Annotated in this window: 22 protein-coding genes; 11 read left to right on the top strand and 11 right to left on the bottom strand. The window is 61.2% G+C overall.

Annotated elements, in window-relative coordinates:
* Window positions 1-73: 73 nt before the first annotated feature.
* Window positions 74-2,227: a malate synthase G gene (locus AC1965_RS06410; RefSeq protein WP_483886456.1), complete on the bottom strand. Its 2,154-nt coding sequence runs from the start codon at window positions 2,225-2,227 to the stop codon at window positions 74-76.
* A gap of 140 nt (window positions 2,228-2,367) precedes the next feature.
* On the bottom strand, window positions 2,368-2,556 hold the full coding sequence (locus AC1965_RS06405) for a hypothetical protein (protein ID WP_483886455.1): 189 nt from the start codon (window positions 2,554-2,556) through the stop codon (window positions 2,368-2,370).
* A 139-nt stretch (window positions 2,557-2,695) separates the two neighbouring features.
* Here AC1965_RS06405 and pepN point away from each other — a divergent pair, with 139 nt between their 5' ends.
* From pepN to AC1965_RS06390, 3 genes are read left to right on the top strand one after another with little or no spacing between them, the layout of a single operon-like run.
* Window positions 2,696-5,248 (top strand): aminopeptidase N, encoded by a 2,553-nt coding sequence (gene pepN, locus AC1965_RS06400; RefSeq protein ID WP_483886454.1) that lies wholly within the window; start codon window positions 2,696-2,698, stop codon window positions 5,246-5,248.
* 2 nt (window positions 5,249-5,250) lie between these two features.
* The gene (locus tag AC1965_RS06395; protein ID WP_483886453.1) at window positions 5,251-5,991 is read left to right on the top strand and encodes an SDR family oxidoreductase; all 741 of its coding nucleotides are present in this window, start codon (window positions 5,251-5,253) and stop codon (window positions 5,989-5,991) included.
* A complete protein-coding gene (locus AC1965_RS06390; RefSeq protein ID WP_483886452.1) occupies window positions 5,988-6,422 on the top strand; it encodes a hypothetical protein in 435 nt (144 codons plus the stop codon). The genes AC1965_RS06395 and AC1965_RS06390 overlap by 4 nt, the downstream gene beginning before the upstream one ends.
* A gap of 78 nt (window positions 6,423-6,500) precedes the next feature.
* On the opposite strand, the gene AC1965_RS06385 is transcribed toward AC1965_RS06390, so the two are convergent.
* Window positions 6,501-7,277 (bottom strand): transglycosylase SLT domain-containing protein, encoded by a 777-nt coding sequence (locus AC1965_RS06385; protein ID WP_483886451.1) that lies wholly within the window; start codon window positions 7,275-7,277, stop codon window positions 6,501-6,503.
* 272 nt (window positions 7,278-7,549) lie between these two features.
* Here AC1965_RS06385 and AC1965_RS06380 point away from each other — a divergent pair, with 272 nt between their 5' ends.
* Both AC1965_RS06380 and gatB read left to right on the top strand, forming a co-directional pair.
* Window positions 7,550-8,842, top strand: coding sequence for a hypothetical protein (locus tag AC1965_RS06380; RefSeq protein ID WP_483886450.1), 1,293 nt, complete (start codon window positions 7,550-7,552; stop codon window positions 8,840-8,842).
* A gap of 72 nt (window positions 8,843-8,914) precedes the next feature.
* Window positions 8,915-10,426 (top strand): Asp-tRNA(Asn)/Glu-tRNA(Gln) amidotransferase subunit GatB, encoded by a 1,512-nt coding sequence (gene gatB, locus AC1965_RS06375; RefSeq protein WP_483886996.1) that lies wholly within the window; start codon window positions 8,915-8,917, stop codon window positions 10,424-10,426.
* Between the two features lie 6 nt (window positions 10,427-10,432).
* Here gatB and AC1965_RS06370 read toward each other — a convergent pair whose 3' ends face one another.
* Window positions 10,433-10,837 carry a group III truncated hemoglobin gene (locus tag AC1965_RS06370; RefSeq protein WP_483886449.1) on the bottom strand — a complete coding sequence of 135 codons (405 nt, stop codon included), beginning with the start codon at window positions 10,835-10,837 and terminating at the stop codon, window positions 10,433-10,435.
* Between the two features lie 152 nt (window positions 10,838-10,989).
* Between AC1965_RS06370 and AC1965_RS06365 the strand changes: the two genes are divergently transcribed.
* Window positions 10,990-11,574, top strand: a complete 585-nt coding sequence (locus AC1965_RS06365; protein WP_483886448.1) for a DUF4177 domain-containing protein — start codon at window positions 10,990-10,992, stop codon at window positions 11,572-11,574.
* A gap of 9 nt (window positions 11,575-11,583) precedes the next feature.
* Here AC1965_RS06365 and AC1965_RS06360 read toward each other — a convergent pair whose 3' ends face one another.
* Window positions 11,584-11,841 carry a BolA family protein gene (locus AC1965_RS06360; RefSeq protein WP_483886447.1) on the bottom strand — a complete coding sequence of 86 codons (258 nt, stop codon included), beginning with the start codon at window positions 11,839-11,841 and terminating at the stop codon, window positions 11,584-11,586.
* Between the two features lie 76 nt (window positions 11,842-11,917).
* Between AC1965_RS06360 and AC1965_RS06355 the strand changes: the two genes are divergently transcribed.
* Together AC1965_RS06355 and cobS are read left to right on the top strand one after the other, a co-directional pair.
* Window positions 11,918-12,544, top strand: coding sequence for a molecular chaperone DnaJ (locus tag AC1965_RS06355; protein WP_483886446.1), 627 nt, complete (start codon window positions 11,918-11,920; stop codon window positions 12,542-12,544).
* A 141-nt stretch (window positions 12,545-12,685) separates the two neighbouring features.
* Window positions 12,686-13,672, top strand: coding sequence for a cobaltochelatase subunit CobS (gene cobS / locus AC1965_RS06350; RefSeq protein ID WP_483886445.1), 987 nt, complete (start codon window positions 12,686-12,688; stop codon window positions 13,670-13,672).
* Between the two features lie 74 nt (window positions 13,673-13,746).
* Here the strand turns inward: cobS and AC1965_RS06345 are convergent, their stop codons facing one another.
* Window positions 13,747-14,526 carry a PRC-barrel domain-containing protein gene (locus AC1965_RS06345; RefSeq protein WP_483886444.1) on the bottom strand — a complete coding sequence of 260 codons (780 nt, stop codon included), beginning with the start codon at window positions 14,524-14,526 and terminating at the stop codon, window positions 13,747-13,749.
* Between the two features lie 220 nt (window positions 14,527-14,746).
* Here AC1965_RS06345 and cobT point away from each other — a divergent pair, with 220 nt between their 5' ends.
* From cobT to AC1965_RS06330, 3 genes are read left to right on the top strand one after another with little or no spacing between them, the layout of a single operon-like run.
* Window positions 14,747-16,621, top strand: coding sequence for a cobaltochelatase subunit CobT (gene cobT, locus AC1965_RS06340; RefSeq protein WP_483886443.1), 1,875 nt, complete (start codon window positions 14,747-14,749; stop codon window positions 16,619-16,621).
* A 42-nt stretch (window positions 16,622-16,663) separates the two neighbouring features.
* Complete coding sequence (locus AC1965_RS06335) at window positions 16,664-18,454, top strand: aminopeptidase P family protein (RefSeq protein WP_483886442.1); 1,791 nt, start codon at window positions 16,664-16,666, stop codon at window positions 18,452-18,454.
* A 32-nt stretch (window positions 18,455-18,486) separates the two neighbouring features.
* Window positions 18,487-18,831: a DUF427 domain-containing protein gene (locus AC1965_RS06330; protein ID WP_483886441.1), complete on the top strand. Its 345-nt coding sequence runs from the start codon at window positions 18,487-18,489 to the stop codon at window positions 18,829-18,831.
* A 4-nt stretch (window positions 18,832-18,835) separates the two neighbouring features.
* Here AC1965_RS06330 and AC1965_RS06325 read toward each other — a convergent pair whose 3' ends face one another.
* From AC1965_RS06325 to ftsZ, 5 genes are all read right to left on the bottom strand, one after another.
* Window positions 18,836-20,521: a chloride channel protein gene (locus AC1965_RS06325; protein WP_483886440.1), complete on the bottom strand. Its 1,686-nt coding sequence runs from the start codon at window positions 20,519-20,521 to the stop codon at window positions 18,836-18,838.
* 60 nt (window positions 20,522-20,581) lie between these two features.
* Window positions 20,582-22,252: a DNA repair protein RecN gene (recN, locus tag AC1965_RS06320; RefSeq protein WP_483886439.1), complete on the bottom strand. Its 1,671-nt coding sequence runs from the start codon at window positions 22,250-22,252 to the stop codon at window positions 20,582-20,584.
* 36 nt (window positions 22,253-22,288) lie between these two features.
* Window positions 22,289-23,161 (bottom strand): outer membrane protein assembly factor BamD, encoded by an 873-nt coding sequence (locus AC1965_RS06315; protein WP_483886438.1) that lies wholly within the window; start codon window positions 23,159-23,161, stop codon window positions 22,289-22,291.
* Between the two features lie 228 nt (window positions 23,162-23,389).
* The gene (lpxC, locus tag AC1965_RS06310) at window positions 23,390-24,313 is read right to left on the bottom strand and encodes a UDP-3-O-acyl-N-acetylglucosamine deacetylase (protein ID WP_483886437.1); all 924 of its coding nucleotides are present in this window, start codon (window positions 24,311-24,313) and stop codon (window positions 23,390-23,392) included.
* Between the two features lie 207 nt (window positions 24,314-24,520).
* Window positions 24,521-26,152: a cell division protein FtsZ gene (gene ftsZ / locus AC1965_RS06305; protein ID WP_483886436.1), complete on the bottom strand. Its 1,632-nt coding sequence runs from the start codon at window positions 26,150-26,152 to the stop codon at window positions 24,521-24,523.
* Between the last annotated feature and the right edge of the window lie 90 nt (window positions 26,153-26,242).

Raw genomic sequence — 26,242 nt, 5'->3', positions numbered from 1 at the left:
ACCTCAATAGTCATTTACCGCCAACATAGGGTGCTATTGCTACAGGCTCAACACCTCTTGCCCGGCGACGCCGCTACCCCGCCTGACGCTTCAACTCCAACCGCCGCGCGTGCAGCACGGGTTCGGTGTACCCAGAGGGCTGCTCGACACCTTTGAGCACCAGATCGCAGGCGGCCTGAAAGGCGATGCCGTCAAATCCGGGTGCCATAGGCTGATACAGCGGATCACCCGCATTCTGCCGGTCCACCACCGCCGCCATCTTTTGTAGCGCGCCCAGCACCTCGGCTTTGCTGATCAGCCCGTGGTGCAACCAATTCGCCAATGCCTGCGCCGAGATGCGGCAGGTGGCGCGGTCTTCCATCAGGCCAACGTCGTGGATGTCTGGCACCTTGGAACAGCCCACGCCCTGATCGACCCAGCGCACAACATAGCCCAGGATGCCCTGCGCGTTATTTTCAATCTCCCGGGTGATTTCTTCGGCACCCAGATTGCGGCCCGCCATGACGGGAATTGTCAGCAAATCGCGCAACGTACCACGCGCGCCGCCGTCCTTGATCTCGTCTTGACGCGCCAGCACGTCAACGCTGTGATAATGTGTGGCGTGCAGCGTGGCGGCTGTGGGCGATGGCACCCAGGCGCAATTCGCCCCAGCGCGCGGATGCGTGATCTTGGCTTTCAGCATGTCGGCCATGAGGTCAGGCATTGCCCACATCCCCTTGCCGATCTGCGCGCGCCCCTGAAGGCCACAGGCCAGCCCGATGTCGACATTGCGGTCCTCGTAAGCAGCGATCCACGCGGTGTTTTTCATATCGCCCTTGGGGATCATCGGTCCGGCTTCCATCGAGGTGTGAATCTCGTCCCCTGTCCGGTCAAGGAAGCCGGTGTTGATAAAGGCCACACGCTGTTTCGCGGCGCGGATACATTCGGCAAGGTTGACCGAGGTGCGGCGCTCTTCGTCCATGATGCCCAATTTTACGGTGTTACGTGGCAAGCCCAGCGCCGCTTCGACATGGGTGAAAATCTCGTCAGCAAAGGCGACCTCTTCGGGGCCGTGCATCTTGGGTTTGACGACATAGACACTGCCCGTCACCGAATTGCCGCCCTCGCGCTGCAAATCGTGCATTGCGATCATTGTCGTCACCATGGCGTCCATCAGCCCCTCGCCGACCTCGTTCCCGTCGCGGTCCAGAACCGCCGGGTTGGTCATCAGGTGGCCGACGTTTCGGACCAGCATCAGCGACCGCCCCTTGAGCGTCAGCGTGCCGCCATCGGGCGCGGTATAGCTGCGGTCGGGATTCATGGCGCGGGTGACAGTCTTGCCGCCCTTGTCAAAGCTTTCGACCAGATCGCCTTTCATCAGGCCCAGCCAGTTTCCGTAGGCCAGCACCTTGTCCTCGGCATCCACTGCGGCGACGCTGTCTTCGCAATCCATGATCGTCGACATAGCGGATTCAAGCCAGATATCGCTGACATGGCCGGGGTCATCACGGCCAATCGGGTGCGCATCATCAACATGAACGTCAATGTGCAGCCCATTGTTTTTAAACAAGATCGAAGTAGGTGCGGCGGCAGCGCCCTGATAGCCTACGAATTGCGACGGATCGGCCAGCGGCACACCGTCCCCGACCGCTGCAACCAGTGCACCATCTTCGATACGGTATCCCGCCGCATCGGCGTGGCTGCCCACTGCCAGCGGTACGGCATCATCCAAAAACGCCTTGGCCCAGGCGACCACACGCGCACCGCGCGCGGCATCGTACCCCTTGCCGCTGGGCAAATCGCCCAAGGCGTCAGTGCCATAAAGCGCATCATACAAGCTGCCCCAGCGCGCGTTCGCGGCATTCAGTGCAAAGCGTGCATTTGTGATCGGCACGACAAGCTGCGGCCCCGGCACCTGTGCAATTTCAGGATCGACGTTATCCGTCTCGATCTCGAACGCCGGGCCATCGGGCAGAAGATAGCCGATTTCGCGCAGGAAATCTTCGTAGGCGGCATCGTCGTGCTGCTGACCACGGTGCGCCAGATGCCAAGCGTCAATCTGCCCCTGCAACGCCGCCCGCTTGGCCAGAAGATCGCGGTTCCTTGGTCCAAGGTCGTGCACCAACCCACTGAAACCAGACCAAAAAACATCGCTGGCAACCCCTGTTCCGGGCAAAGCGGACTGTTCGACGAATGTGACCAGCCGGGGGTCAACCTGCAAACCGCTCTTGTCAATTCTGCCCGTCATGCCGCATCTCCGTTCTGTGTGTTTGGCGCAGAGCTTACGAAGAACCCTGACACTGTTCAAGGCGCGGTAAAGTATCTTTACCAAAGCCGCGGCCACCCCCAGACGTCATCGGTTCAAAGTCGGCGGGCTGTAACAAGATTTCAGTCCTGTTGCTGGGTGGCGTCAAACATCGGTGCGATATCTGTTCGGCCGTCGGTGCTGCGCACCACTGCAACAAATACCACGACGATCATCAACAACGCGCCGATCACCAAAACACCCTTGATACCGAGCACGAGGGGCTTGCGCCGCCTTGGTCGTTTGTAGGGATCGGTTTCAGGCGCGGACATGGCATGTTCCTCGTTATACAACGTATTACTAAGTCTGGCACATTGGACCGAACCCGGCGATTGACGTCCCGGCTTGCAGGTCGTCACTTGCATACTTAACCTGTGACAACTTCAATCGTTCCACCTGCAAGGAAACCAAATGCGCGACGCTGCCCCCAAAACCATCTATCTCAAAGACTATGCGCCCTTCGGCTTCCTTGTGACTGAGGTCGCCCTGACGTTCGATCTTGACCCACATAAGACGCGGGTAAAAAGCCGCATTTCCTTTGCCCCCAACCCTGATACCACCGACCGGACGTTCTTTTTGCATGGGGAAGGGCTGACGCTGATCACGGCCCAGATTGACGGCGTGTCCATCACGCCCACGCTGACTGACGAAGGGCTGTCTTGCCCGGTGCCTGACGCGCCTTTCGTCTTTGAGGCGGAGGTCGAGATTGATCCCAAGGGCAACACAGCGCTGGAGGGGCTTTATATGTCGAATGGCATGTATTGCACCCAATGCGAGGCCGAAGGATTTCGCAAGATCACCTACTACCCGGACCGCCCCGATGTAATGAGCGTGTTCAGCGTCACGATCAACGGCCCGCACCCTGTCCTGCTAAGCAATGGCAACCCCACAGCCGTCGGCGATGGCGTCGCCGTCTGGCACGATCCCTGGCCCAAGCCCGCCTACCTCTTTGCGCTCGTGGCGGGGGATCTTGTTGCCCATGCCGACCGTTTCACCACGATGAATGGCCGTGACGTTGATCTGAACCTGTACGTGCGCCCAGGCGACGAAGATAAATGCGCCTTTGGGATGCAGGCGCTCAAGGCGTCTATGCGCTGGGATGAAGAGGTTTACGGCCGCGAATATGACCTTGATCTGTTCAACATTGTTGCGGTCGACGATTTCAACATGGGCGCAATGGAGAACAAAGGGCTGAACATCTTCAACTCCTCTGCCGTTCTTGCCTCGCCCGCCACCTCGACCGATGACAATTTTGAGCGTATCGAGGCGATCATCGCACATGAGTATTTCCACAACTGGACCGGCAACCGCATCACCTGCCGCGATTGGTTTCAGCTATGTCTTAAGGAAGGGCTGACCGTCTACCGCGACAGCCAGTTCACCTCGGACATGCGATCAGCCCCGGTCAAGCGCATAGGTGATGTCATCGACCTGCGCGGCCGCCAGTTTGCCGAGGACCAAGGCCCATTAGCCCACCCCGTTCGGCCTGAAAGCTTTCAGGAAATCAATAATTTCTATACCGCGACCGTCTATGAAAAGGGCGCCGAGGTGATCGGGATGCTAAAGCTTCTGGTGGGCGATGACGCCTATGATCAGGCGCTGGCGCTGTATTTCGACCGCCACGATGGCGACGCCGCCACCATCGAAGATTGGCTGGCCGTGTTCGAGCAGGTCACAGGCCGCGACCTGTCGCAGTTCAAACGCTGGTACTCTCAGGCAGGCACCCCCCGGTTGAGCCTGCGCGAAGATTGGTCCGACGGCACCCTGACCCTTCACTTCGAACAAAAGCTGCCCCCCAGCACCGCCACCCCGGCCCCGATGCCACAGGTGCTGCCCATTGCCGTGGGCCTGATCGGCCGCGACGGGATCGAGGTGCATCCAACCAAGGTGTTAGAAATGACCCAAGCCAAGCAAAGCTTTGCGTTCGAAGGGCTGGCCGCGCGGCCTGTGGCCTCGGTGCTGCGCGGGTTTTCGGCCCCGGTCGTATTGACCCATGATCTGTCCGATGCCGACCGTGCGCATTTGCTGGCCCATGACACCGACCCCTTCAACCGCTGGGAATCGGGTCGTATTCTGGCGCGGCAGTCGCTGCTGGCGACGATCCGCAAGGGCACCGCACCGGACAGCAACTGGCTTGCGGGCCTCGGCGCTGTCATTGCCGACGAAACCCTTGAACCCGCCTACCGGGCGCTCATGTTGGGCCTGCCCAGCCAATCCGATCTGGCGACCACGCTTTATGACGCGGGCGAGGTGCCCGACCCCGAGGCCATTCACACCGCGATCGAGACCACCCGCGACGCCATGGCCCGCACATTTGCCGATACGCTGACGGCGCTTTACCAACAGCATACCGTCGACGCACCCTACAGCCCCGATGCTGACCAATCCGGCCAGCGCGCGCTTGGCAATACGGCACTTGGGCTGATCACCCGCCGTGATGGCGGGGCGCTCGCACAGGCGCAATATGATGCCGCCGATAATATGACCCAACAGCTAAACGCGCTGGCCAACCTGATCCGCGCAGGCCAAGGCACCACCGCCCTCGCCGCGTTCGAGGCCCAGTGGAAGGACGACCGTCTGGTGATGGACAAGTGGTTTGGGCTTCAGGTGATTCAGGCCGAACCGCAGGACGCCGCCACTGTGGCCGAGCGGCTGACCAAACACCCCGACTTCAACTGGAAGAACCCCAACCGCTTTCGCGCCGTGTTCGGCAGTCTTGCCATGCACCACGCCGGCTTCCACCACGCCGGGGGCAAGGGCTACCGTCTGCTGGCAGACTGGCTGATCGCACTGGACCCGGTCAATCCGCAAACCACCGCCCGGCTCTGCTCGGCCTTTCAGACATGGCGGCGCTATGATGCAGCGCGGCAGTCACTGATCGGGGCCGAATTGGACCGCATCCTCGCCACGCCGGGCCTCAGCCGCGACACGACCGAGATGCTTAGCCGCATCAAGGAGGCATAGCGGTGCGCCCGGTGCTGCTGATCACGGGCGCATCTACGGGCATCGGTGCCGCCTGCGCAGAGCTGGCGGCACGCCAAGGCTATGATCTGGCGCTGAATTACCGCCGCAGTCACGATGCCGCGCAAGATGTCGCGGATCGGGCCGAGGCAACGGGGGCGCGGACCCTGCTGTGCCCCGCCGATGTGTCAGACCCGGACGCCATCGCCGATATGTTCGCCTTGATCGACGCCGAATTTGGCCAATTAGACGCGCTCATCAATAACGCAGGCATCGTCGATCAGCCCAGCCCGGTCACCAGCATGAGCCATGGGCGCCTGCGCCGCATGTTCGACACCAATGTGATCGGCCCGTTTCTGGTCGCCAGCGAAGCGGTGCAGCGCATGTTGGCACAGGGCGATGGGGGCGCCATCGTCAACATATCCTCTGCCGCAGCCCGGCTGGGATCAGCAAACCAATACGTCGACTATGCCGCCTCGAAAGCTGCGATAGACATCTTTACCAAAGGCCTGTCGGACGAGGTCGCAGGATCGGGCATCCGCGTGATGTCGCTGCGCCCCGGCCTGATCGAAACCGGAATACATGCCAAGGGTGGCATCCCCGACCGCGCCACCCTGCTTAGCGATCAGGTGCCAATGAAGCGCGCAGGCAGCGCCGAAGAAGTGGCGCGCGCGGCACTCTGGCTGTTGTCGGACGATGCGAGCTATATCACCGGCTCCACCCTTGATGTCACCGGCGGGCGATGAGCGCTGATTTCACCTACCACCGCAGCGCGCGCAGCCCTGCCACCTATATTACCCTCGCGCTTACATGGGCCGCCCTGGGCGCCCTCTGGCTCTGGCTTGATGCCGCGCTCTGGATCGTGGGGTTTCTGACACTCTTCACCCTGCCCGCCCTATGGGACATCATCACCAACCCACAAAGCGGCCTGACGCTGGACGATCATAGGCTTGCATGGTTCTCGGGCAACCGCCACGCCCGGCTGCGCCACGACGAAATCGACCACATCCGCCTCGATACCCGGCTGGATTTTTCGGTACGTGCGACTGCCGTCCTGACCACAGGGCGCAAACTACGCTTGCCCTTCGAATCGACGCCGCCGCATCAGGCCTTCGAAAACGCCCTCACCGCCCGCGGCATCGCCACCCAGCGCCATCACTTTACCCTGATGCAATAGCGCTTCTTTTTGGTCTTATATATTCCCCGCCGGAGGCATGGCGGCCCCGGCACGGGGGCGCCAAAGGCGCGCAACCGTTCAGGGGCGCGCGCGGGGGCGGGTATCATCCAGCGGCTTGCAATAGTTCTGCCGCCGCAACCAGCCCGACATATCGCGCCGCTTGGATGCGCTGCGCATTGGGCCCCAATCCGCCGCCACGCCGCGCCCGCCCGGCCCGTAGATCACCCCGTCACGCGGCACGGTGACCGCCATGATTCTGACCGCACAACTCAGATTAGCTGCCCCGCTTTTCAGGGCCTCACCCGTCCCCGCGTGACACTTGTATCCCCGCGCCGTGCCGGGCAAAATCTGCAACAGACCGTACCAGCGGCCACCACCGCCCACGGCCCAGGGCTTGTAGGTACTTTCGTGCTTGGCCAGCGCCGACAGGAACCCGACCCAGAATTCGCGGCGCTGGTCCTCGGGCGCATTGCGATAAGCGGGGCACCAAGTGTCGATATCGCCTGGCACCAGATCAACCAATCCCTTGCCATGACTTTTGAGCGCTGACAGCGCCGCGCGTGTCCACAAAGTGTGCCCCTGCATATGCTGCCAGCGTGTGCGTGGCACCGATCCGCTGCGCGCGGGCGGGCGGACCGTGGTGACAAAGGCAGGCACCCTTGGGCTGATGTCGATGGCGACTGTTTCCCCATCCGGCAGCGCAAGTGGCGCCGCAACCGGCATCGGAACCGCCGACCCAACCCTTGGTTGAGTGACCTCGATCTGCTCCTCGGCAGGAAATGCGAGTTGCGGCAGCTCTGCAAGGCCCGCTGCCGGGAGGCTTGCCAATGCCAGGATGAAGACGACTTGTTTCATGTCGGCCATATGATCGCGCCCAAATGGGGTTGGCAAGACACCGGCCCCGCGCATATCGGCGTATTCCCTCCGATTTTGGAAACAAGCGACGTGGCGATGGCGCAATGTCCCGAAAGTACGAACAATCACACCCATGCTGCGCATCCACCTGAGCCGCACACGTCAAAGCTGCAAAGTTATCGCGATATCTCCGCAAGCTAGCCACGGTTCCGCCCCATTGAACGGCGATCCTGTCAGGACAGTTGCAGCACCGCACAGCAAACGGGATTTCCATGAAAACGATCACCAGCCTTATTCAGACCCGCCTGCGGCCGCTTCTTATGGGGTCCGCCGACCGCACCGAGGTCACCGAACCGCTGGCCCACCCGATTCTGCTACGCCGCCGGGCATCTAGCGATCAGCAGGCGCTGAACCCTGAAATGCTGCGCATCACCTGCCCCAATCCCACCAGCGAAGAAGAGCTGCGCGACCGTCACCAGCATCGCGCGCAATGGTTGGTGCGCCAAGAACGCTGGCACGAGGTCTCGGCCGCGTTGCAAGCCGCCGACAAGACCCGCGAGATGACACCAGGTGCGATGCCTGTGGCCGAATTGATGGCCTACGGCGCGCGTGCAGATGTGGTACTGGCCGCCGAACATGCCCTGTTCGACGGCAAACCCGCCCGCGATGCGCCCCTGCTTGCAGGGATCGAAGCGCTGGAACATGTGCTTGCCGATTTCCCAGAGGACTATGCGATTGCCTGTATCGTGGCACAAGCGCATATGGACATCGGCTGGGCGTGGCGCGGCACCGGCTGGGACGCCGAAGTGCCGACGCGCAACAAGGACGCCTTTGCCGCGCATTTCGACCGCGCCACTGATATCCTTGCCCCGTTTGACAACCAAAAACTGCAATCCCCGCTTTTGGCCACCACCGCCTGCACCCTGTTGGGCGGCACCGCCAAGGGCCGCCGCCGCGTTGCCGACCGGTATGAAACGCTGATCGACCTGAACCCTGCCAACCCCCGCCCGATGCGGGCGATGGGCAACCACCTGCTGCCGCGCTGGTACGGCTCTTACGCCGAGTTGGAGCTGGAGGCCCGCCGCACCGCGTCGCGTACCCAAGCCACCTGGGGTGCGGGCGGATACACCTGGGTCCAATTCGATGCTATTTCCTGCGACGATATCGCTTGCGCCAACCTGGACCTGCCGTTTTTCATCGAAGGCCTGCATGATATCCTTGCCCGCAGCCCAGACGCCTATACGACAAATCTGCTGGCGGCCTATTGCGCCAATTCCATCGGTCAGGCGATGTCGGGCAATGACGAAGCGGATCAGGTGCGCAGCCAGATCGCCGACTGCGCCCGCTGGATCGTGCGCGAACATATGACTGAACTGCACCCGATGCTTTGGGCCCATGCCGCGCGGGGGTTCGACAACAACCTGCGCGTCCATTCCCCCAGCCGTTTTGCCGCCTCCGGCCGCGACGATGCCATGCGCATCATCACCTCGCTTTTCCAGCGCGAAATCGCGGCGGGCAAGCGGATCGTCTTCACCGATACCGGCCCTGTGGCCCAAGCGGGCTAAGCCTGCCTCTTGAAGCGGGCTGACCGCTCCAGTATGAACCGCCTTGACCACATTTATTCCAAGGCGGCCTTGATGCTTGATCTGACCTATGACACCCCGAAACCGCGTGTGATTGCAGGTGCGAAACACGATTGGGAACTCGTCATCGGGATGGAGGTGCATGCGCAGGTCTCTTCCAACGCCAAGCTTTTCTCCGGCGCCTCCACCACCTTTGGCGCAGAGCCCAATTCAAACGTCGCCTTTGTCGACGCTGCGATGCCGGGCATGCTGCCTGTGATCAACGAATATTGCATCGAACAGGCCGTGCGCACCGGGTTGGGCCTGAAGGCGCAGATCAACCTCAAATCTGCCTTTGACCGCAAGAACTACTTTTACCCCGATCTGCCGCAGGGCTATCAGATCAGCCAACTTTACCACCCCATTGTGGGCGAAGGCGAAGTGCTGGTCGAACTTGGCGATGGCACCGCGCGCCTGGTACGGGTGGAACGTATCCACATGGAACAGGACGCGGGCAAATCCATTCACGACATGGACCCAAACATGTCCTTTGTCGATTTGAACCGCACCGGCGTCTGCCTGATGGAGATCGTCAGCCGCCCCGACATTCGCGGCCCCGAAGAGGCCGCCGCCTATCTGGCAAAACTGCGCCAGATCCTGCGCTATCTCGGCACCTGCGACGGCAACATGCAGTCGGGGTCGATGCGTGCTGATGTAAACGTGTCGATCTGCCGCGTGGGCCAATATGAAAAGTATCAGGCGACGCAGGACTTTTCGCATCTGGGCACGCGCTGCGAGATCAAAAACATGAACTCAATGAGGTTCATCCAGCAAGCCATTGAAGTCGAAGCAAAACGCCAGATCGCGATTGTCGAGAACGGCGGCGAGGTTGTGCAGGAAACACGCCTGTTTGATCCCGACAAACAGGAAACCCGGTCCATGCGTTCCAAGGAAGAAGCGCATGATTACCGCTATTTCCCCGACCCTGATCTGCTGCCGCTGGAGATTGAGCAAGCCTGGGTAGACGATATCGCCGCCAACCTGCCCGAACTGCCAGACGCCAAAAAGGCGCGGTTTATCGGTGACTTCGGGCTTAGTGATTATGATGCCTCGGTCCTGACCGCCGACCTTGATTCTGCTGGCTATTTCGAAGCCGTAGCGCAGGGGCGCGATGGCAAGATGGCGGCGAACTGGGTGATCAACGAATTGTTTGGCCGGCTGAAGAAAGACGACAAGACCATCGTGGACAGCCCGGTCACTCCGGCGCATCTGGGCGCGATCGTCGATCTGATTGCCTCAGACGCGATTTCAGGCAAGATAGCCAAGGATGTCTTTGAAATATCTTACACAACCGGGCGCGACCCGGCCGAGATTGTCGAAACCGAAGGCATGAAACAGGTCACCGATACCGGTGCGATCGAAACCGCTGTTGATGACATCATCGCGGCCAACCCCGATCAGGTTGCCAAGGCAAAGCAGAACCCCAAACTGGCAGGCTGGTTTGTCGGTCAGGTGATGAAAGCCACGGGCGGCAAGGCCAACCCCAAGGCGGTAAACGACATTGTGGCGAAAAAGCTGGCGGAATAAGCGCCGTCAGCCCAGGTCGGGCACGCCGTCAAACCGGCCCTGTTGCAGCAAGACGCCCGACCGCAACCCCGCGCCGATGCGATGCGCAAGCGCCGACCACTGACGCGCGACATCTGGCGCGAGGTTCTGCGCCAGCACCTCATCGAATAACGCAAGCCAGATGGCAAAGTGTTCGGGGGCAACATTGCCCGCCTCAAGATGCTTGCGCATCGGATTTCCGTCGTAGACACGTTCACTTAAAATCGCGTTCCGCCAAAAGCTTGCGATCTTTTTCTCATGCGTTGGCCACTGCGTGACATGGGCGGAAAAAATAGGTCCCAATACAGGGTCGCGGCGCACGGCGGCGTAGAAGTGCCGCACGACCTGATCAATCTCGGGCGCTGTAATGGCGAATCTTGGGGGTATGGTCATGCCCGGACTTAACCATGAAAGCCACCGCGCCGCGACTGCGCCAAAACAGCGCATCGTTCCCACCCGACATTTTTCCGCGTAACCTGCGCGCCACCTTTCGCCGGGTCAACCCGCTTGGTATAAGAGCCTTTTGCAGAACCCAAGAGGCCCCTATGCCCCGTTACGAATACAAAGTTGTACCTGCCCCGAGCAAAGGCGTGAAGGGCAAGGGCATCAGAGGGCCCGAAGCGCGATTTTCCAATGCGATAGAGCAGCTTATGAACCAGCTTTCGGCCGCCGGGTGGGAGTATCAGCGCGCCGAAACCCTGCCGTCGGTCGAACGGTCCGGTCTGACGTCCACGACGACGGAATGGCGCAATGTTCTGGTTTTTCGCAAACCCGTCGATGCCGATGTCACAGGCTTTGCACCCGAACTGCTGCCCGCACCCACCGAACAGATGAGCGACACGCCGGAAACCCCTGAAAAACCTGAGGCAGTTGCGATTGTGGATACCCCCGGCGATGATACCACGACGGCACCGCAAACCAGCGCAGGCGACGACAACGCGCCCAAAGGCAACACCGAAGACGTCCACGCGACAGTCAACAAGACAGGAAAAGGTGGCGACACCGACAACGCTGACACAGACAAAGACGATGCCGACAACGGTGTCGAAGATACCAATGACGTATCAGATGTCGCCTCACCGCTGGAAACGCTCTCCAAGTCACGAAAGAACGCGTCTTCAAAGGGTTAAGGCGCGAGCTTAAACGTCTACATCAACCGCCAGCGCGTGTATCCGCCCCATCAGCTCGGCCCCCAGCGCCGCGTGAATGGCACGGTGGCGCGCAATCCGGCTTTGGCCCTTGAATGCCGCTGACCGAATATACAGGTTAAAATGGCTCTCACCGCCCTCGCGAAAGCCGCCATGACCTCGGTGGCTTTCGCTATCGTCCACCACATTCAATTCGCGTGGCGCAAAGGCCGTTTCCAACCGATCGGCAATCTCTTGTGTCACAGACATTTATTTGGCCCAGCCCCTTCAATCTCGCGCTGCAAGGTCTAAACTGACCGGCCTGAGTCGGAAAGGTCTTAATCCCATGCCCAAAGCTGATCCCTTCGGATTCGACATGTCTGTGTCGTCGTCCAAAAAGAAAAACCCACGGGGCCGTCGCGGCATGTCCGGTGCGTCCGAAACGTCGACCCGCATCTGCGATCACGAGGGCTGCGAAGAAGCAGGCAAGTACCGCGCGCCAAAAGCGCCGGATGTGCTGGACGACTATTTCTGGTTCTGCCAGCAGCACGTGCGCGACTATAATCTGAAATGGAACTTCTTTGATGGCACCACAGAAGCCGAACTGAACGCTCAGCAGTCCAAGGACAAGGTTTGGGAACGCACCACCAAGCCGCTGGGCGACCCAGAAGCGCGCGCCTGGGCGCGGCTTGGCATCGAGGACCCGCATCAGGTCTTGGGCAAGAACGCCACACAGAACCCCGGCAAAGGCCCCCAAGCCGGTCGCCGCCTGCCCCCGACCGAACGCCGCGCGCTGGAAATTCTCGAGGCCAAAGATACATGGACCAAACCCGAGGTGCGCAAGGTCTATAAGTCGCTGATCAAAGTCCTGCACCCCGACATGAACGGCGGCGACCGAAGCCAAGAGGACCAGTTGCAGCAGGTTGTCTGGGCCTGGGACCAAATCAAGGGCAGCCGCAACTTCAAGGACTGAACGCGCCAGCGCCCTCGCCACCCCGGCTGCGGCGATTTTGTCGTGACCCGCGCCTTGCCCTTGCGCCTCTTGCGGATATGTTGCACCAGATACGCGCGCGGTTTTCTCAGCCGCGTGCAGTGATAAAAGGATGACAAAGCGATGGCTGACGGCGCATTGGAACTCAATACAAAGCCCACCGAAGAGATTTCCGTGCGCGAAGTATTTGGCATCGACACCGATATGGTCGTCAAACGGTTCGAGCAGCGCACCAGCCGCGTGCCGGACATCGACAGCACCTATAAATTTGACCCTGATACGACATTGGCGATCCTCGCTGGTTTTACCCACAACCGTCGGGTGATGATCCAAGGCTATCACGGCACAGGTAAATCGACCCACATCGAACAGGTCGCCGCCTTGCTGAACTGGCCGACCGTACGCGTGAACTTGGACAGCCACATCAGCCGGATCGACCTGATCGGTAAGGATGCGATCAAACTGCGCGACGGGATGCAGGTGACGGAATTCCACGAAGGCATCCTGCCTTGGGCGCTGCGCAACCCCACCGCGATCGTGTTTGATGAATATGACGCCGGCCGCGCTGACGTGATGTTTGTGATCCAGCGCGTGCTGGAGCATGACGGCAAACTGACCTTGATGGATCAGAACGAAATCATCACGCCGCACCCCTATTTCCGCCTGTTCGCCACCGCCAATACCGTGGGTCTGGGTGATACAACCGGGCTGTACCACGGCACGCAGCAGATTAACCAAGCGCAGATGGACCGTTGGTCCCTTGTCGCGACGTTGAACTACCTGTCAATTGATGCGGAAACAGCGATCGTGCTGTCCAAGAACCCGCATTACAACACCGACAAGGGCCGCAAGACCATCAAGCAGATGGTCACCGTCGCAGACCTGACGCGCACCGCCTTTATGAACGGCGAATTGTCGACAGTGATGAGCCCGCGTACCGTGATCAACTGGGCGCAGAACGCCGAGATATTCCGCAATGTGGGCTATGCCTTCCGTCTGTCGTTCCTCAACAAATGTGATGAGCTTGAGCGTCAGACCGTGGCCGAGTTTTATCAGCGCCTGTTTGATGAAGAACTGCCCGAAAGTGCTGCGAGCCTCAGCTTGGGTTGAGAGCGGCCGATGTGGGACATTCAAAAAGGGGCGCTGTGATCAGCGCCCCTTTTTCTATGTGATCTGTGGGTCCGTTAGTTAGACGGCGCAGGCACGGTCCCGTCCACGGGGGCCGCATTCGGATCTTGTGGTGGCATGGTCTCGAGCGATTGCTTGGCCATCGCCAGATCTTGCGCGGTCAGGAAAGGATCTGCCGCTTCCATGTCGATCTTGGTGGCAGACGTCACCAGACGCAGCGTGCCGGATTCGTCGGTGGCGGTCGATAGGCTGGCCATTTCAAGGGCCACCCATTTTTCGCCAATCCCAAGGAACCCGCCAACGCCGATCACTACGCCCTCGATCGACCCATTCAGGTGCACGATCAGGTCGTCGACTTCGCCGATTTTCTCACCGGTTTCGGAGTAGATGTTGCTGCCAATGAGGTCGTCAGCAAGGATGGTATTCTCGCTTTGCATCGCGATCTGGCCTTCGACGGGCTTTGCCACTTCGTCGGCTGGGGCGTCGGCCACTGTGTCGGTTGTCCCAGCATCATCCGTCAGGGGCGCCTCGGCGGTGTCGGTCGACGTGGCGTCATCAGCCATAGGGGCCGCCGCAGTGTCACTGGGCGCGTCAGTGGCCGTGGTTTCATTGGTCACGGGCGCCTCGGCACTGTCTGTCGCGGTGTCACTTCCAACCGTCGTATCGGTGGTCACGGTGGCGTTGCCATCGGTCACAGACGCGTCGGCCTCTGCTTCGACGTTTGTTCCATCATCAACCGGTTTCACAGCGGTATCCTGAGCGGATAGCACAAATGGCGTCGCACTCAGCGTGGCGATCAACGCCAGACGGCTGGCATGTTGCATCAGATTTGTCATGGTCTCTCTCCTCGTTTGTGATGTGACGCGGTCGAGCCAGTTGTGTGGGGGAGGCAGCAGCAGCGTCGGTGTAAGTAGGAAATGCCGATCCCGGCCATTCAGTTCCCGTCATGGTGGAGAGATCGGCAGGATTTGGCGCATGATACCTGCGGGCTTGCCCTTTGACGCTGGGGGCAAAACCTGCCAAACCAAGGCTCGCAAGTTGACAAAGGCATGTGCCATGAAAAAATCCGACAACCCCGCAGACGCCTTCAAAAAAGCGCTCGCCGAAGCGACCAAGGTGATGGCCAATGATCCGGAACTGAACGTCACATACTCCGTTGATCCTGCTGGGCTTTCGGGTGATGCAATGCGCCTGCCCCAAGTGAGCCGCCGGATGACGCGCGAAGAGGTGTTGTTGGCACGCGGCACGGCAGATGCGCTGGCCCTGCACCGCCGCTATCACAATGATGCCACCCATGCCCGCTATGTCCCGCAAGGCGACATGGCGCGCGACCTTTACGAGGCGATGGAAACAGCCCGCTGCGAGGCAATGGGCGCGCGCGACATGCCCGGCACAGCGGGCAATATCGACGTCAAAATCAAACACGACGCCCTGCGCAAGGGCTATGATCAGGCGTCGCAGGCCAGCGATGTGCCGCTGGCGACGGCGGCGGGGTATCTTGTGCGTCATCTGGCGACCGGGCGCGAACTGCCTGCCGCTGCGGCCAATGCGATGGACCTGTGGCGCGGATTTATCGAGGATCAGGCCGGTGGCACGCTGGAAAACCTAGACGAGACACTGGCCGATCAGGCCGCCTTTGCCCGCTTTGCACGGCAGATGATCTCTGATTTGGGGTATGGTGATCAGCTGGGCGATGACCCCGATCAGATCGACGAAGATCAGGAAGACGAGGCCGAAGAAGGCGCCGAGGAAGACCAAGACCCCGATAGCACCGGCCAGGACGAACAGGACGAGGAAGAGGCCGAAGGCTCTCCCGAGAACAGCCAGGAAGAACAGCAAGACGACAGCCAGGCCCAGGTCTCCATGGACGATATGGCGGATCAGGAACTGGGCGACGAAGCAGAGATGCCCGAAGGCGACGCCCCGATGGAGCCGCCGCCGCCGCCGCCCGTGTCCGATGCGGACCCGAACTATCTGGTCTATAAGTCCGACCACGATGAAATCATCGGTGCCGAGGAACTGGCCGAACCCGTCGAGTTGGAGCGCCTGCGCGCCTATCTTGATCAGCAGTTGGAACCGCTGAAAGGGGCCGTGAGCCGTCTGGCAAATAAATTGCAGCGCCGGTTGCAGGCGCAGCAGAACCGCTCGTGGGAGTTTGACCTTGAAGAAGGCACGCTTGATGCGGGCCGTCTGGCTCGGGTGGTGGCAAACCCCACAACCCCGCTGAGCTTCAAGATCGAGAAAGACACCGAATTCCGCGATACCGTGGTGACGCTGCTGCTGGACAATTCGGGGTCAATGCGGGGGCGGCCGATTTCCATCGCTGCGATCTGCGCCGATGTTCTGGCGCGCACGCTCGAGCGGTGCAACGTAAAGGTGGAGATATTGGGTTTCACGACCCGCGCCTGGAAGGGCGGTCAGGCCCGCGAGACCTGGTTGAACGATGGCCGCCCAGTGCAGCCGGGGCGGTTAAACGACCTGCGCCACATCATCTATAAATCAGCCGACGCGCCATGGCGGCGCACGCGTGATCATCTGGGGCTGATGATGAAAGAGGGTCTGCTGAAGGAAAACATCGACGGTGAGGCGCTGGAATGGGCGCACCGGCGCATGATCGCACGGCCAGAGGCGCGCAAGATCCTGATGGTGATTTCGGATGGTGCGCCCGTGGATGACAGCACCCTGTCGGTGAACCCGGCCAACTATCTGGAAAAACATCTGCGCGACGTCATCGCCATGGTCGAAAAACGCCGGGCGGTAGAATTGCTGGCCATCGGCATCGGCCATGATGTGACCCGCTATTACGACCGCGCAGTGACGATCACGGATGTGGATCAACTGGCCGGGGCGATGACCGAACAACTGGCGGCCTTGTTTGACAGCGATCCGCGCAAACGGGCCCGTGCCATGGGCCTGCGGCGCGCCAGCTGAAACGCCGTGCAAGGTATTTGAAAAAGGATGAAGGAGGGGCGTTTGTTCCAGAGTTTCGAGATCACCGCCCGGCCGGAACAAGGCCCGCCGCGATTGCAGGCGCTGCGGGGGGAACTGGACCGCGAGGGGCTGGACGGTTTTCTGATCCCGCGCGCCGACGCGCATCAGGGCGAATATGTCGCCCCGCGTGACGACCGGCTGCGCTGGCTGACCGGGTTTACCGGGTCGGCGGGGTTCTGTGCCGCGCTGCGCGATGTGGCGGGGGTGTTCATCGACGGGCGCTATCGCACGCAGGTTAAGTCGCAGGTCGCAGATGTCTATTCCCCCGTGCCTTGGCCCGAGGTGTCATTGGCCGATTGGCTGCGCGATCACCTGCCGCAGGGCGGCATCGTCGGGTTTGACCCCTGGCTGCACACCCCCGGCCAGATGGAAACGCTGGAAGAGGCGCTGGCGGGCAGCGGTATCGAAATGCGCCGCTGTGACAATCTGGTGGACCGGATCTGGCCCGATCAACCGGCCCCACCCAGCGCCAAGGCACGGCCGCATCCGATTGAATTTGCGGGTGACAGCCACGACGACAAACGCGCCCGGCTGGGCCAGACCCTGCGCGACGCAGGCCAGAATGCCGCCGTGATCACCCTGCCCGACAGCCACAACTGGCTGCTGAACATTCGCGGAACTGACATCGCACGGAACCCGGTTGCGCATGGTTTTGCCGTGCTGCACGGCTCTGGCAAGGTCGATTTGTTTATGGCGCCGGCCAAGCTGGCAGGGCTTGAGGATCATCTGGGGGCCGACGTGACCCTGCACGATCCTGCCGACATGCCCGGCTTTCTAAGCACCCTGCCCGGCCCGGTGCGATTGGACAAACAGTCAGCGCCGGTGCTGGTGGCCGATATCCTGGGCGACCGTGTGGTATGGGGCGATGACCCCTGCGCCCTGCCCAAAGCCTGCAAGAACCCCGCCGAAATCGCCGGATCAGCCGAAGCACATCTGCGCGATGGGGCGGCACTGGTGGAGCTGCTGGCCTGGCTTGATGCCCAGCCCATCGGCAGCGTGACCGAAACCCAAGTGGTCAGCAAACTCGAAGGGTTCCGCCGCAGCGACAACGCGCTGCAAGACATCAGTTTTGAGACGATCGCGGGAACCGGCCCCAATGGCGCTATCATCCACTACCGCGTGACCGAAGAAACCGACACGCGGCTGGAGGACGGTCACCTGCTCGTGCTCGACAGTGGCGGGCAATATCTGGACGGCACCACCGACATCACGCGCACCATCGCCATTGGCACGCCCGACGCCGAGGCGCGCACCGCCTTTACCCGCGTCCTTGCAGGCATGATCGCGGTGAGCCGCCTGCGCTGGCCCAAGGGGCTGGCCGGGCGCGACATCGAGATGCTGGGCCGCCTGCCTCTGTGGATGGCGGGGCAGGATTTTGATCACGGGCTGGGCCACGGCGTCGGCGCGTATCTGTCGGTGCACGAAGGTCCACAGCGGTTGAGCAAACTCAGCCATGTGCCACTGCTTGCGGGTATGATCCTGAGCAATGAGCCGGGATATTACCGCGAAGGCGCTTTTGGTATCCGCATCGAAAACCTGCTGGTCGTGCAAGACGCCCCGGCGCTGCCGGGCGGCGATCCGCAGCGGCATTTCCTGAATTGGCGCACGCTCAGCTTTGCCCCGATTGATCGGCGGTTGATTGACGAAACCGCTCTGGATGGGCCCGCGCGCGCGTGGCTGAACGCCTACCACCGCGAGGTTTCGGAAAAAATCGGTCCCCGCCTATCCCCTGCAACAAAACTGTGGTTGGATGCGGCAACGGCGCCGATTTAGGCGCCACAGCGCATCTGTTCGAGGGGAACATCATGGCCGACCATATCAAGATCACCAAGACCGAAGGCACCTGGGTTGTGCGCGCAGGCGGGGCCGTTCTGGGCGAATCTACGCAGGCGTTGCAACTGGTCGAAGGCGACTATCCCCCGGTGATCTATTTCCCGCGTGGTGACATCGCGATGGCCTTTCTGGATGTCTCTGACAAGACCAGCTATTGCCCGCATAAGGGCGATGCGCGCTATTATTCTGTCGTCACCAAAAGCCGCACATTGCAAGACGCGGTATGGTCCTACGAGGACCCCAAGGACACGGTCAAGGCGATCAAGGGGCATCTGGCCTTTTATCCGATGGACGAGATTGCCGTCGAACAGATCTAACCTGTTACGAATGTTCCTCGGCCGCGGTGGCGGCCAGGGCCCGGTTATAGGCCTTGAGCGCGTCAACGTGGAACAGTGCGCCCAGCAATTCGGGCGGCGCATCTGCGCTGAGGGCCACCACAGGTATGAACCGCGCACCCGATTGGTCGAACACCGGCAGCGCTGATTCCAGTGTGGCCGATCCGTCAATATAGGTGCCTTCGTTGATGAGATCCCAACAGGCCTCTTCGGGGGCGGCGAATTCATCGTCAGGGCGGCGCATGATGCGCGCCACAATGAACATCGACAACAGATAGGCCTGTGGCCCAGCGGCCAGATGCAGCCCGCGCCGTTCCATCTGGGTCAGGAAAAAGCTGCGGTCGACAATGCGTGACGCGAGCGCGGTGGACATGCTGACCGCCACCATCACGGCCAACCCGGTCTGCCAGTCTCCGGTCATTTCGAACACAATCAGGGTCGTGGAAATCGGCGCACCCAACACGGCGGCGGCGACCGCCCCCATCCCAGCGAGCGCATAAAGCGAGGAGGAGCCTGAGACGTCGGGAAACACCCCCGTTGCGATGATGCCAAAGCCAAGGCCCGTCAGCGCCCCGATCATCAGCGATGGGGAAAACACCCCACCGCCCATGCGCCCGCCCAAAGTGATCGCCACGGCAGCAACCTTGAGCACGGTAAACACGATCGCCTCGTTCAACATCAACTCGCCCGTCAGCGCCATTGATGTGGTTTCGTACCCCACCCCAATGATGTGCGGGAACCACAGGGCAATGACCCCCAGCAAGGCCCCTGCCACCGCCGGACGCAGCCAGCGCACCAACCCGGTCCGGGCCTGTACGTAGTTGCCAAAATCCTCGGCCCAGAAAATCGCCCGCATCAAGGCCACCGCGACCAGCCCGCAGGTCAGACCCAACAACAGAAAGGCGGGCAGTTCCGCATAGAACTGAAATGCACCGTAGCTGGGCAGCACAAATTCGGTCAGCCCACCGAATTCCAAACGGTTGATCACAGTGCCCGCCACCGAGGCAATCACGATGGGCGCAAAAGCATGAACCGCAAAATGCCGCAACACCACCTCGAGCGCGAAAAGCGCACCCGCGATGGGGGCGTTGAAGCTGGCCGATACGGCGGCGGCCACGGCGCAGCCCAGCAAATCGCGCCCGGTGATGCCATCGGCCTTGATGAGCCGACTGACCCAAGTCGAAATCACTGCCGCCAGATGTACCACCGGCCCTTCGCGGCCCGATGACCCACCGGTCGACAGTGTAATCAGTGACGCCAGCGCCGAGGCAAGCCCGGCCTTCGTCTCGACCCGGCCTTCGTGCATCGCGGCCCCGAGGATCACATCGCCCACGGTGCGCGCGCGCCCGTCACGGGTAAAGCGGTGCAGGATCAGCCCCACCACCAATCCACCGACCGTCGGGATCACGATCACCCAATACCACGCAAGGCCCGAAATGAAGCTATGCAGAAACTGGACGTCATCCGTGCCGTAAAGAACGGCCTGTAACCAGTTGATCCCCTTGCGAAAAAACAGCGCAGCAAAGCCCGCAGCGATCCCGACCAGCAGCGCGATGAACCAAAAGGTCACCTTGCCCGGTCCCTGTTTGCGCAATATATGCCAACCCTTTTTGCAGCCGCTTAGCGCCTGGTCAAATTGCTGTGCAAAAAAGGAATTTTCGGGCTCGGACATGGGGGTTCAATCGCTGTACCCTTTCTGTGTAGGCCAAGCCGCCGCGCGGGAACACCCGGTTTATGACGCAGGCACAACACGTTGCCCTTGCAGCAACACTTGCGCCGCACCGCGTGCTGCGTCGGTGATCACATCCCCCGCCAGCATCCGCGCCACCTCGTCGACCCGTTGCTCTGCCGCCAGCGGTACAACCGTGGACGTCGTCATGCCCTTGGCCACCGATTTTTCAACCCGCCAATGGTGTGCGCCTAAGGCGGCGACCTGTGGGGAATGTGTGACGACCAAAATCTGCCCACCTTCGGCCAGCGCCTGCAAACGACGCCCCACGGCGTCGGCGGTGGCCCCGCCAACACCACGGTCGATCTCGTCAAAGATCAGGGTCAAGCCGGACTGTCCTTGGGTCAGACAAACCTTGAGCGCCAACAGGAAACGGCTGAGTTCACCGCCCGACGCGATCTTGCCCAATGGCCCGGCGGGCGCACCGGGGTTGGTCGCCACGGTAAAGGACACGGCATCGCGCCCTTCCGGCCCGGCGCTGTCTTCAGTGATCTGGGTAGCGAACACCGCACGCTCCATCTTGAGTGGGGCCAATTCGGCGGCCACGGCGCGGTCCAGCCGGGTTGCGGCCTTGGCCCGCGCCGTGCTCAGCGCGGACGCCGCAGCGTCATAGGTGGCTTCAGCAGCTCGCACAGCCGCTTCGAGCGCGGGCTGCGCCGCCTCGCCTGCATCAAGCGCGTCGAGTTTGGCGCGCAGGGTATCGGCAAAACCCGCCAGATCATCGGGCGCCACATCATGTTTGCGCGCCAGCCCGCGAATTGCAAAAAGCCGCTCTTCGCAACTTTCCAGCTCGTAAGGATCAAAGGACATACCATCAATGGCATCCGCCACGCCGCTCATCGCGTCGTCCAACTCGACCATGGCGCGATTCAGCGCCGCCAGGGGCGCTTCCAACGCGCCGTCTGCCTTGTCGGCCACGCCGTCAAGCCAGCGCAGAGCGTCGCCCATGGCGGTCTCGGCCCCGCCCTGACCCAGCAGTTCATAGGCGTTGACCACATCACGCCGGATCTTTTCGGCGACCTGCATCACGCGGCGGCGGGTGTCGAGCGTTGCTTCCTCGCCAGCTTCGGGCGACAGTTTGTCCAACTCGGCCACGGCGTGTCGCAGGAATTCTTCTTCGGCTTCGATCGCGGCACGGGTCTCGGCAGCGGCGCGGGCGGCTTTGCGCGCCTGCGCCAGATCGCCCCAGGCCTTGCGCACGGCGCCGCGTGCGGCATCATTACCCGCAAAGCTATCCAGAATGTCGCGGTGCCCGCGCGGGTTCAGCAGGCCGCGATCGTCGTGCTGACCGTGCAGTTCGACCAGCGTTTCGGACAGGCGACGCAATACTTCACCCGAACAGCGGCGGTCGTTGACCCAAGCTGTCTTGCGCCCGTCAGCCGTGTTGATGCGGCGCAGGATCAACTCGTCACTTGCAGGCAGGCCCGCGTCCTCAAGCACCGCATGGGCGGGGTGGCCATCCGGCAGATCGAACCAGGCCGTGACCTCGCCCTGCTCCGCCCCCTGCCGCACCAGATCAGCGCGTCCGCGCCAGCCCAGCACAAAGCCCAGACTGTCAAGAAGGATAGATTTGCCTGCCCCGGTTTCCCCGGTCAGCACGTTCAGGCCCGGCTGAAACCCAAGTTCCAACCGGTCAATGATCAGCATATCCGATATATCAAGCCCGCGTAGCATGGCACATATCCGTGAACTGGGTGGCGCCTGCCGCGCTTACAACCACTCGCCCTTGATGGTCTGGCGATAGACCGCCCCCAGCCAGTTGTCTTTGTAGAAGGCAGGGGCAAGCCCGCGACCGGTCAGCAGCTTGTAGCTGTCCTCGTACCAGTCAGAGGACCGGTAATTGTAGCCCAGAATGGCCCCGGCAGTCTGCGCTTCCTTGTTCAGACCCAGCGATAGGTAGGATTCTACCAGCCGGTGCAGCGCCTCTGCGGTATGTGTGGTTGTCTGGAATTCCTCGACGACGACGCGGAAACGGTTGATCGCGGCGGTATAGTGATCGCGGCGCAGGTAATAGCGCCCGATCTCCATTTCCTTGCCTGCAAGGTGGTCAAAGGCCAGATCAAACTTCAGTATGGCGGATTTGGCGTATTCACTGTCAGGGTAGTTTTCGATCACCTGGCGCAGCGATTGCAGCGCCTGAAAGGTGAGCCCCTGATCGCGTCCGACCTCGTCGATTTGATCGTAATAGCTGAGCGCCAGCAGATACTGGGCATAGGCGGCATCGTCGTCATCGGGGTAGAAATCAATGAAACGCTGCGCCGCCGAGCGGCTGTTGGGGTAATCCTGATCCTTGTGATAGGCAAAGGCCTGCATGATCAGCGCGCGCTTGGCCCATTCCGAATAAGGATAAAGCCGCTCGATCTCGGAAAAGTAGAAGGCCGCCTGATCCGGCTTACGGCGGTTCAGTTCAAACTCGCCGCGTTCAAAAATCTGCTCGGCTGAATAGGTCTCAAGCGGGATTTCCTGCGGGTTAAAAAAGTTGGCAGTGAAACGGCCGGTGTCGCGCGCAGCGCCGCATGCGCCAAGTACCGCCACGACCAGCACCGCACCGATCAGTCGCTTACGCGATCCCGCTACTGTCATGCCTGCACCCTTCGCATCGTCCAACCCATGGTCATATGACCCCTCTTGCGCATGTGACTAGCACAATAATTTGCGTTGCAAAACGCCCATTCCACACTTGGTAAGCATACGTAACGCAAAAGCGATAGTCTGCCTTAGGCTTTTCACTTCATCCAAGGGAATACAAGGACTTGGCCGTGCCTACAATGGCCCTTTGCCAGCAGGCGGTGCCAGTCGCGGCGGCCCGCCTCAGGCGACCTGTGGAATTTCGTCCCAGACCAGACCATAGCCGGGCAAACGCGCGGCCATTTCGGCATCACAGGTCACCAGGCGCACGGCACCTTCGGTCGCAAAAAGCTTGCGCAGCAAGGTGTTGGTCAGCGAATGCCCGGCCCGTGTGCCTTTGTAGTGGCCCAGCAATGGCGCGCCAGCCAGTGCCAGATCGCCTAGGGCATCCAGCATCTTGTGGCGCACAGGCTCGTCCGCATGGCGCAACCCGCCAGGGCTCAGCACGCGGTCACCGTCAAACACCACAGCGTTTTCACCGGGCGTACCACCAAGGGCCAGGCCATTGGCCTGCATCGCATCCACATCCGCCTGACGGCAGAAGGTGCGGCTGTCGCACAGCTCGCGCGCAAAGGAGCCGTTGTTCATTACCAGTGACTTTTGCTGGTGACCAATGGCCGCATCGACGAAATCAATCTCGAAATCAATCCGCAGCGTGTTGGAGGGGGACAGCGTGGCACTTGCGTCGCCGTCGGTGACTGTCACGGTCTTCAACACTTCAAACGCCATAACGGGTGCTGCCAGCGCCCGGATGCCGCGCTGCATGAAACCGCGTACGAAGGGGATTGCGGACCCGTCAAGGATCGGCACTTCGGGGCCATCAATCTCGATCAGGGCGTTGTGGATCCCGCAGCCGGCCAGCGCCGCCATCAGGTGTTCGACCGTAGAGACGGACAGACCAGAGGCGTTTTCCAGTTTGGTGCAGAGCGGCGAACGGTTGACGGCATCCCAGCGCGCCGGGATCATCCGGTCGCCGACGGCCACATCACTGCGCGAGAACCAGATGCCGTGATGAACACCCGCAGGGCGCACGGTCACCGTGGCAGGCGCACCGGAGTGCAGGCCTTTGCCGCTAAAGCTGATCGGTGTTTTAATCGTGGTCTGCACGGGGCATCCTCAAGGTTCATAGATCATTGTCTAAGTTGAACCCTGAAGTAAGCGGGTGGTTCAAAATGCTCAACTCAATCTTTGTAACCGACTGAAACATGCCCGTAACAATTGGGCGCAATGACGCTTAGCGCTTTATAAGTAGTTGTTTTAAATTCAGAAAGGGCCACCCGAAGGCAGCCCTTTCATTAACAAATGTGACTTAGATCAGTTGGCCTGACGGCGCAGGAAGGCAGGAATTTCGATCCGTTCCTGGTCTGGATCGTGGCTTTCCTGCGGCTGTGGCGCCGCGGCGGACGCGCGTGTCTGCACCGGGGGCTGCTGCCGTGTGGGACGCTGCTGCACCTCACCTTCGCCGTGACCGGTCATCCGGTTGATCAGCGAATTGATCCCAAAGCGCGGTTTGTCACCGGCCTGCTGGCCCTGCTGCTGCTGCTGCTGTTGGTGCTGGGCCTGACGCTGCTGGTGCTCAGGCGCGGCCTTTTGCGCTGCGGCGCGCAGACGGGCCAGGGCCTCGGGCGATGGGGTGCCGGGGGCTGGGGCGCGCGGCGCGACAAATGTATCAGGCTCGGCCTCCAGGCTTTCTTCCTGACGCGGCTCGAATGCTGCGACCTGTGGCTGGTAGGCTGGTGCTGGCAGGCCGTCTTCGTCGGTATCAGCGGCGCTGTCATCGGCAAAGATATCGTCGGCCATGTCATGCGCTGAGGCCTGCTGCGTCTCCATTTCGTTGAACAATGGTGCCTGCTCGACTTCCCGCGGTGCTTCGGCGGCGACGGTTGCTGCAACCGCTGGTGCCACGTCCTCGGCAGACACGTTTTGGCGCAGCGGCTGGCTCATGGAACGGCGCGGCACCGGCATTTCGGTGTTCACATCGGTGGCGTCGATACCGGTTGCCACAACGCTGACGCGCATAAACCCACCAAGGCTTTCATCCAGCGTGGAGCCGACGATGATGTTCGCCTCTGGGTCCACCTCTTCGCGGATGCGGTTGGCGGCTTCGTCCAGTTCGAACAACGTCAGATCGGCCCCGCCGGTGATGTTGATCAACACACCCTTGGCCCCGCGCAGGCTGATTTCGTCCAGCAGAGGGTTGGCAATCGCCTTTTCGGCGGCCTGGATGGCGCGATCTTCGCCTTCGGCCTCGCCGGTACCCATCATCGCCTTGCCCATTTCATCCATCACGGCGCGAACGTCGGCAAAGTCGAGGTTGATCAGGCCGGGACGGACCATCAGATCGGTAACGCCCTTCACACCCTGGTACAGCACATCGTCAGCCATCGAGAAGGCTTCGGTGAAGGTGGTTTTTTCATTGGCCAGACGGAACAGGTTCTGGTTGGGGATGATGATCAGCGTATCAACGACCTTTTGCAGCGCCTCGACGCCGTCCTCGGCCTGACGCATGCGCTTGGCACCCTCAAACTGGAACGGCTTGGTCACAACACCAACGGTCAGAACACCCAGTTCACGCGCGGCCTGCGCGATGATGGGGGCTGCACCTGTGCCAGTGCCGCCGCCCATGCCAGCGGTGATAAAGCACATGTGTGCGCCGGCTAGATGGTCAACGATCTGTTCAATCGATTCTTCGGCAGCGGCAGCCCCGACACTGGCGCGTGCGCCCGCACCCAGACCTTCGGTAACCTTGATACCCAGCTGGACCCGGTTTTCCGCGCGGGCCTGTTGCAGCGCCTGCGCGTCGGTGTTGGCCACGACAAAATCGACGCCATCCAGTTGTTTTTCGATCATATTATTGACCGCGTTCCCGCCAGCACCACCAACACCGAATACGGTGATACGGGGCTTCAGGTCGTCTTGTCCGGGCATCGAAAGGTTAAGTGTCATGTGCTGTCCGCCTGTCTATTGCCCGCGTCCCAGCGGGAGTTTTTTTGACTAAATTCCCATAATCCTACCCGCCTAGGGCGGGGTCGTCAC

The organism is Sulfitobacter sp. KMM 9851 (assembly GCF_057178245.1).
The sequence above is the reverse complement of the archived record's forward strand: the minus strand, read 5'-3'. Positions and strand labels throughout refer to the sequence as shown.

Excerpts from the sequence above, each read along its gene's own strand:
- pepN (WP_483886454.1), top strand. The coding sequence starts at position 2,696 with ATGCGCGACGCTGCCCCCAAAACCATCTATCTCAAAGACTATGCGCCC.
- ftsZ (WP_483886436.1), bottom strand. The coding sequence starts at position 26,152 with ATGACACTTAACCTTTCGATGCCCGGACAAGACGACCTGAAGCCCCGT.
- AC1965_RS06390 (WP_483886452.1), top strand. The coding sequence starts at position 5,988 with ATGAGCGCTGATTTCACCTACCACCGCAGCGCGCGCAGCCCTGCCACC.
- cobT (WP_483886443.1), top strand. The coding sequence starts at position 14,747 with ATGAAAAAATCCGACAACCCCGCAGACGCCTTCAAAAAAGCGCTCGCC.
- AC1965_RS06385 (WP_483886451.1), bottom strand. The coding sequence starts at position 7,277 with ATGAAACAAGTCGTCTTCATCCTGGCATTGGCAAGCCTCCCGGCAGCG.
- AC1965_RS06380 (WP_483886450.1), top strand. The coding sequence starts at position 7,550 with ATGAAAACGATCACCAGCCTTATTCAGACCCGCCTGCGGCCGCTTCTT.
- AC1965_RS06315 (WP_483886438.1), bottom strand. The coding sequence starts at position 23,161 with ATGACAGTAGCGGGATCGCGTAAGCGACTGATCGGTGCGGTGCTGGTC.
- AC1965_RS06330 (WP_483886441.1), top strand. The coding sequence starts at position 18,487 with ATGGCCGACCATATCAAGATCACCAAGACCGAAGGCACCTGGGTTGTG.
- AC1965_RS06360 (WP_483886447.1), bottom strand. The coding sequence starts at position 11,841 with ATGTCTGTGACACAAGAGATTGCCGATCGGTTGGAAACGGCCTTTGCG.
- AC1965_RS06345 (WP_483886444.1), bottom strand. The coding sequence starts at position 14,526 with ATGACAAATCTGATGCAACATGCCAGCCGTCTGGCGTTGATCGCCACG.
- AC1965_RS06410 (WP_483886456.1), bottom strand. The coding sequence starts at position 2,227 with ATGACGGGCAGAATTGACAAGAGCGGTTTGCAGGTTGACCCCCGGCTG.
- AC1965_RS06370 (WP_483886449.1), bottom strand. The coding sequence starts at position 10,837 with ATGACCATACCCCCAAGATTCGCCATTACAGCGCCCGAGATTGATCAG.
- gatB (WP_483886996.1), top strand. The coding sequence starts at position 8,915 with ATGCTTGATCTGACCTATGACACCCCGAAACCGCGTGTGATTGCAGGT.
- recN (WP_483886439.1), bottom strand. The coding sequence starts at position 22,252 with ATGCTACGCGGGCTTGATATATCGGATATGCTGATCATTGACCGGTTG.
- AC1965_RS06355 (WP_483886446.1), top strand. The coding sequence starts at position 11,918 with ATGCCCAAAGCTGATCCCTTCGGATTCGACATGTCTGTGTCGTCGTCC.
- cobS (WP_483886445.1), top strand. The coding sequence starts at position 12,686 with ATGGCTGACGGCGCATTGGAACTCAATACAAAGCCCACCGAAGAGATT.
- AC1965_RS06325 (WP_483886440.1), bottom strand. The coding sequence starts at position 20,521 with ATGTCCGAGCCCGAAAATTCCTTTTTTGCACAGCAATTTGACCAGGCG.
- AC1965_RS06405 (WP_483886455.1), bottom strand. The coding sequence starts at position 2,556 with ATGTCCGCGCCTGAAACCGATCCCTACAAACGACCAAGGCGGCGCAAG.
- AC1965_RS06365 (WP_483886448.1), top strand. The coding sequence starts at position 10,990 with ATGCCCCGTTACGAATACAAAGTTGTACCTGCCCCGAGCAAAGGCGTG.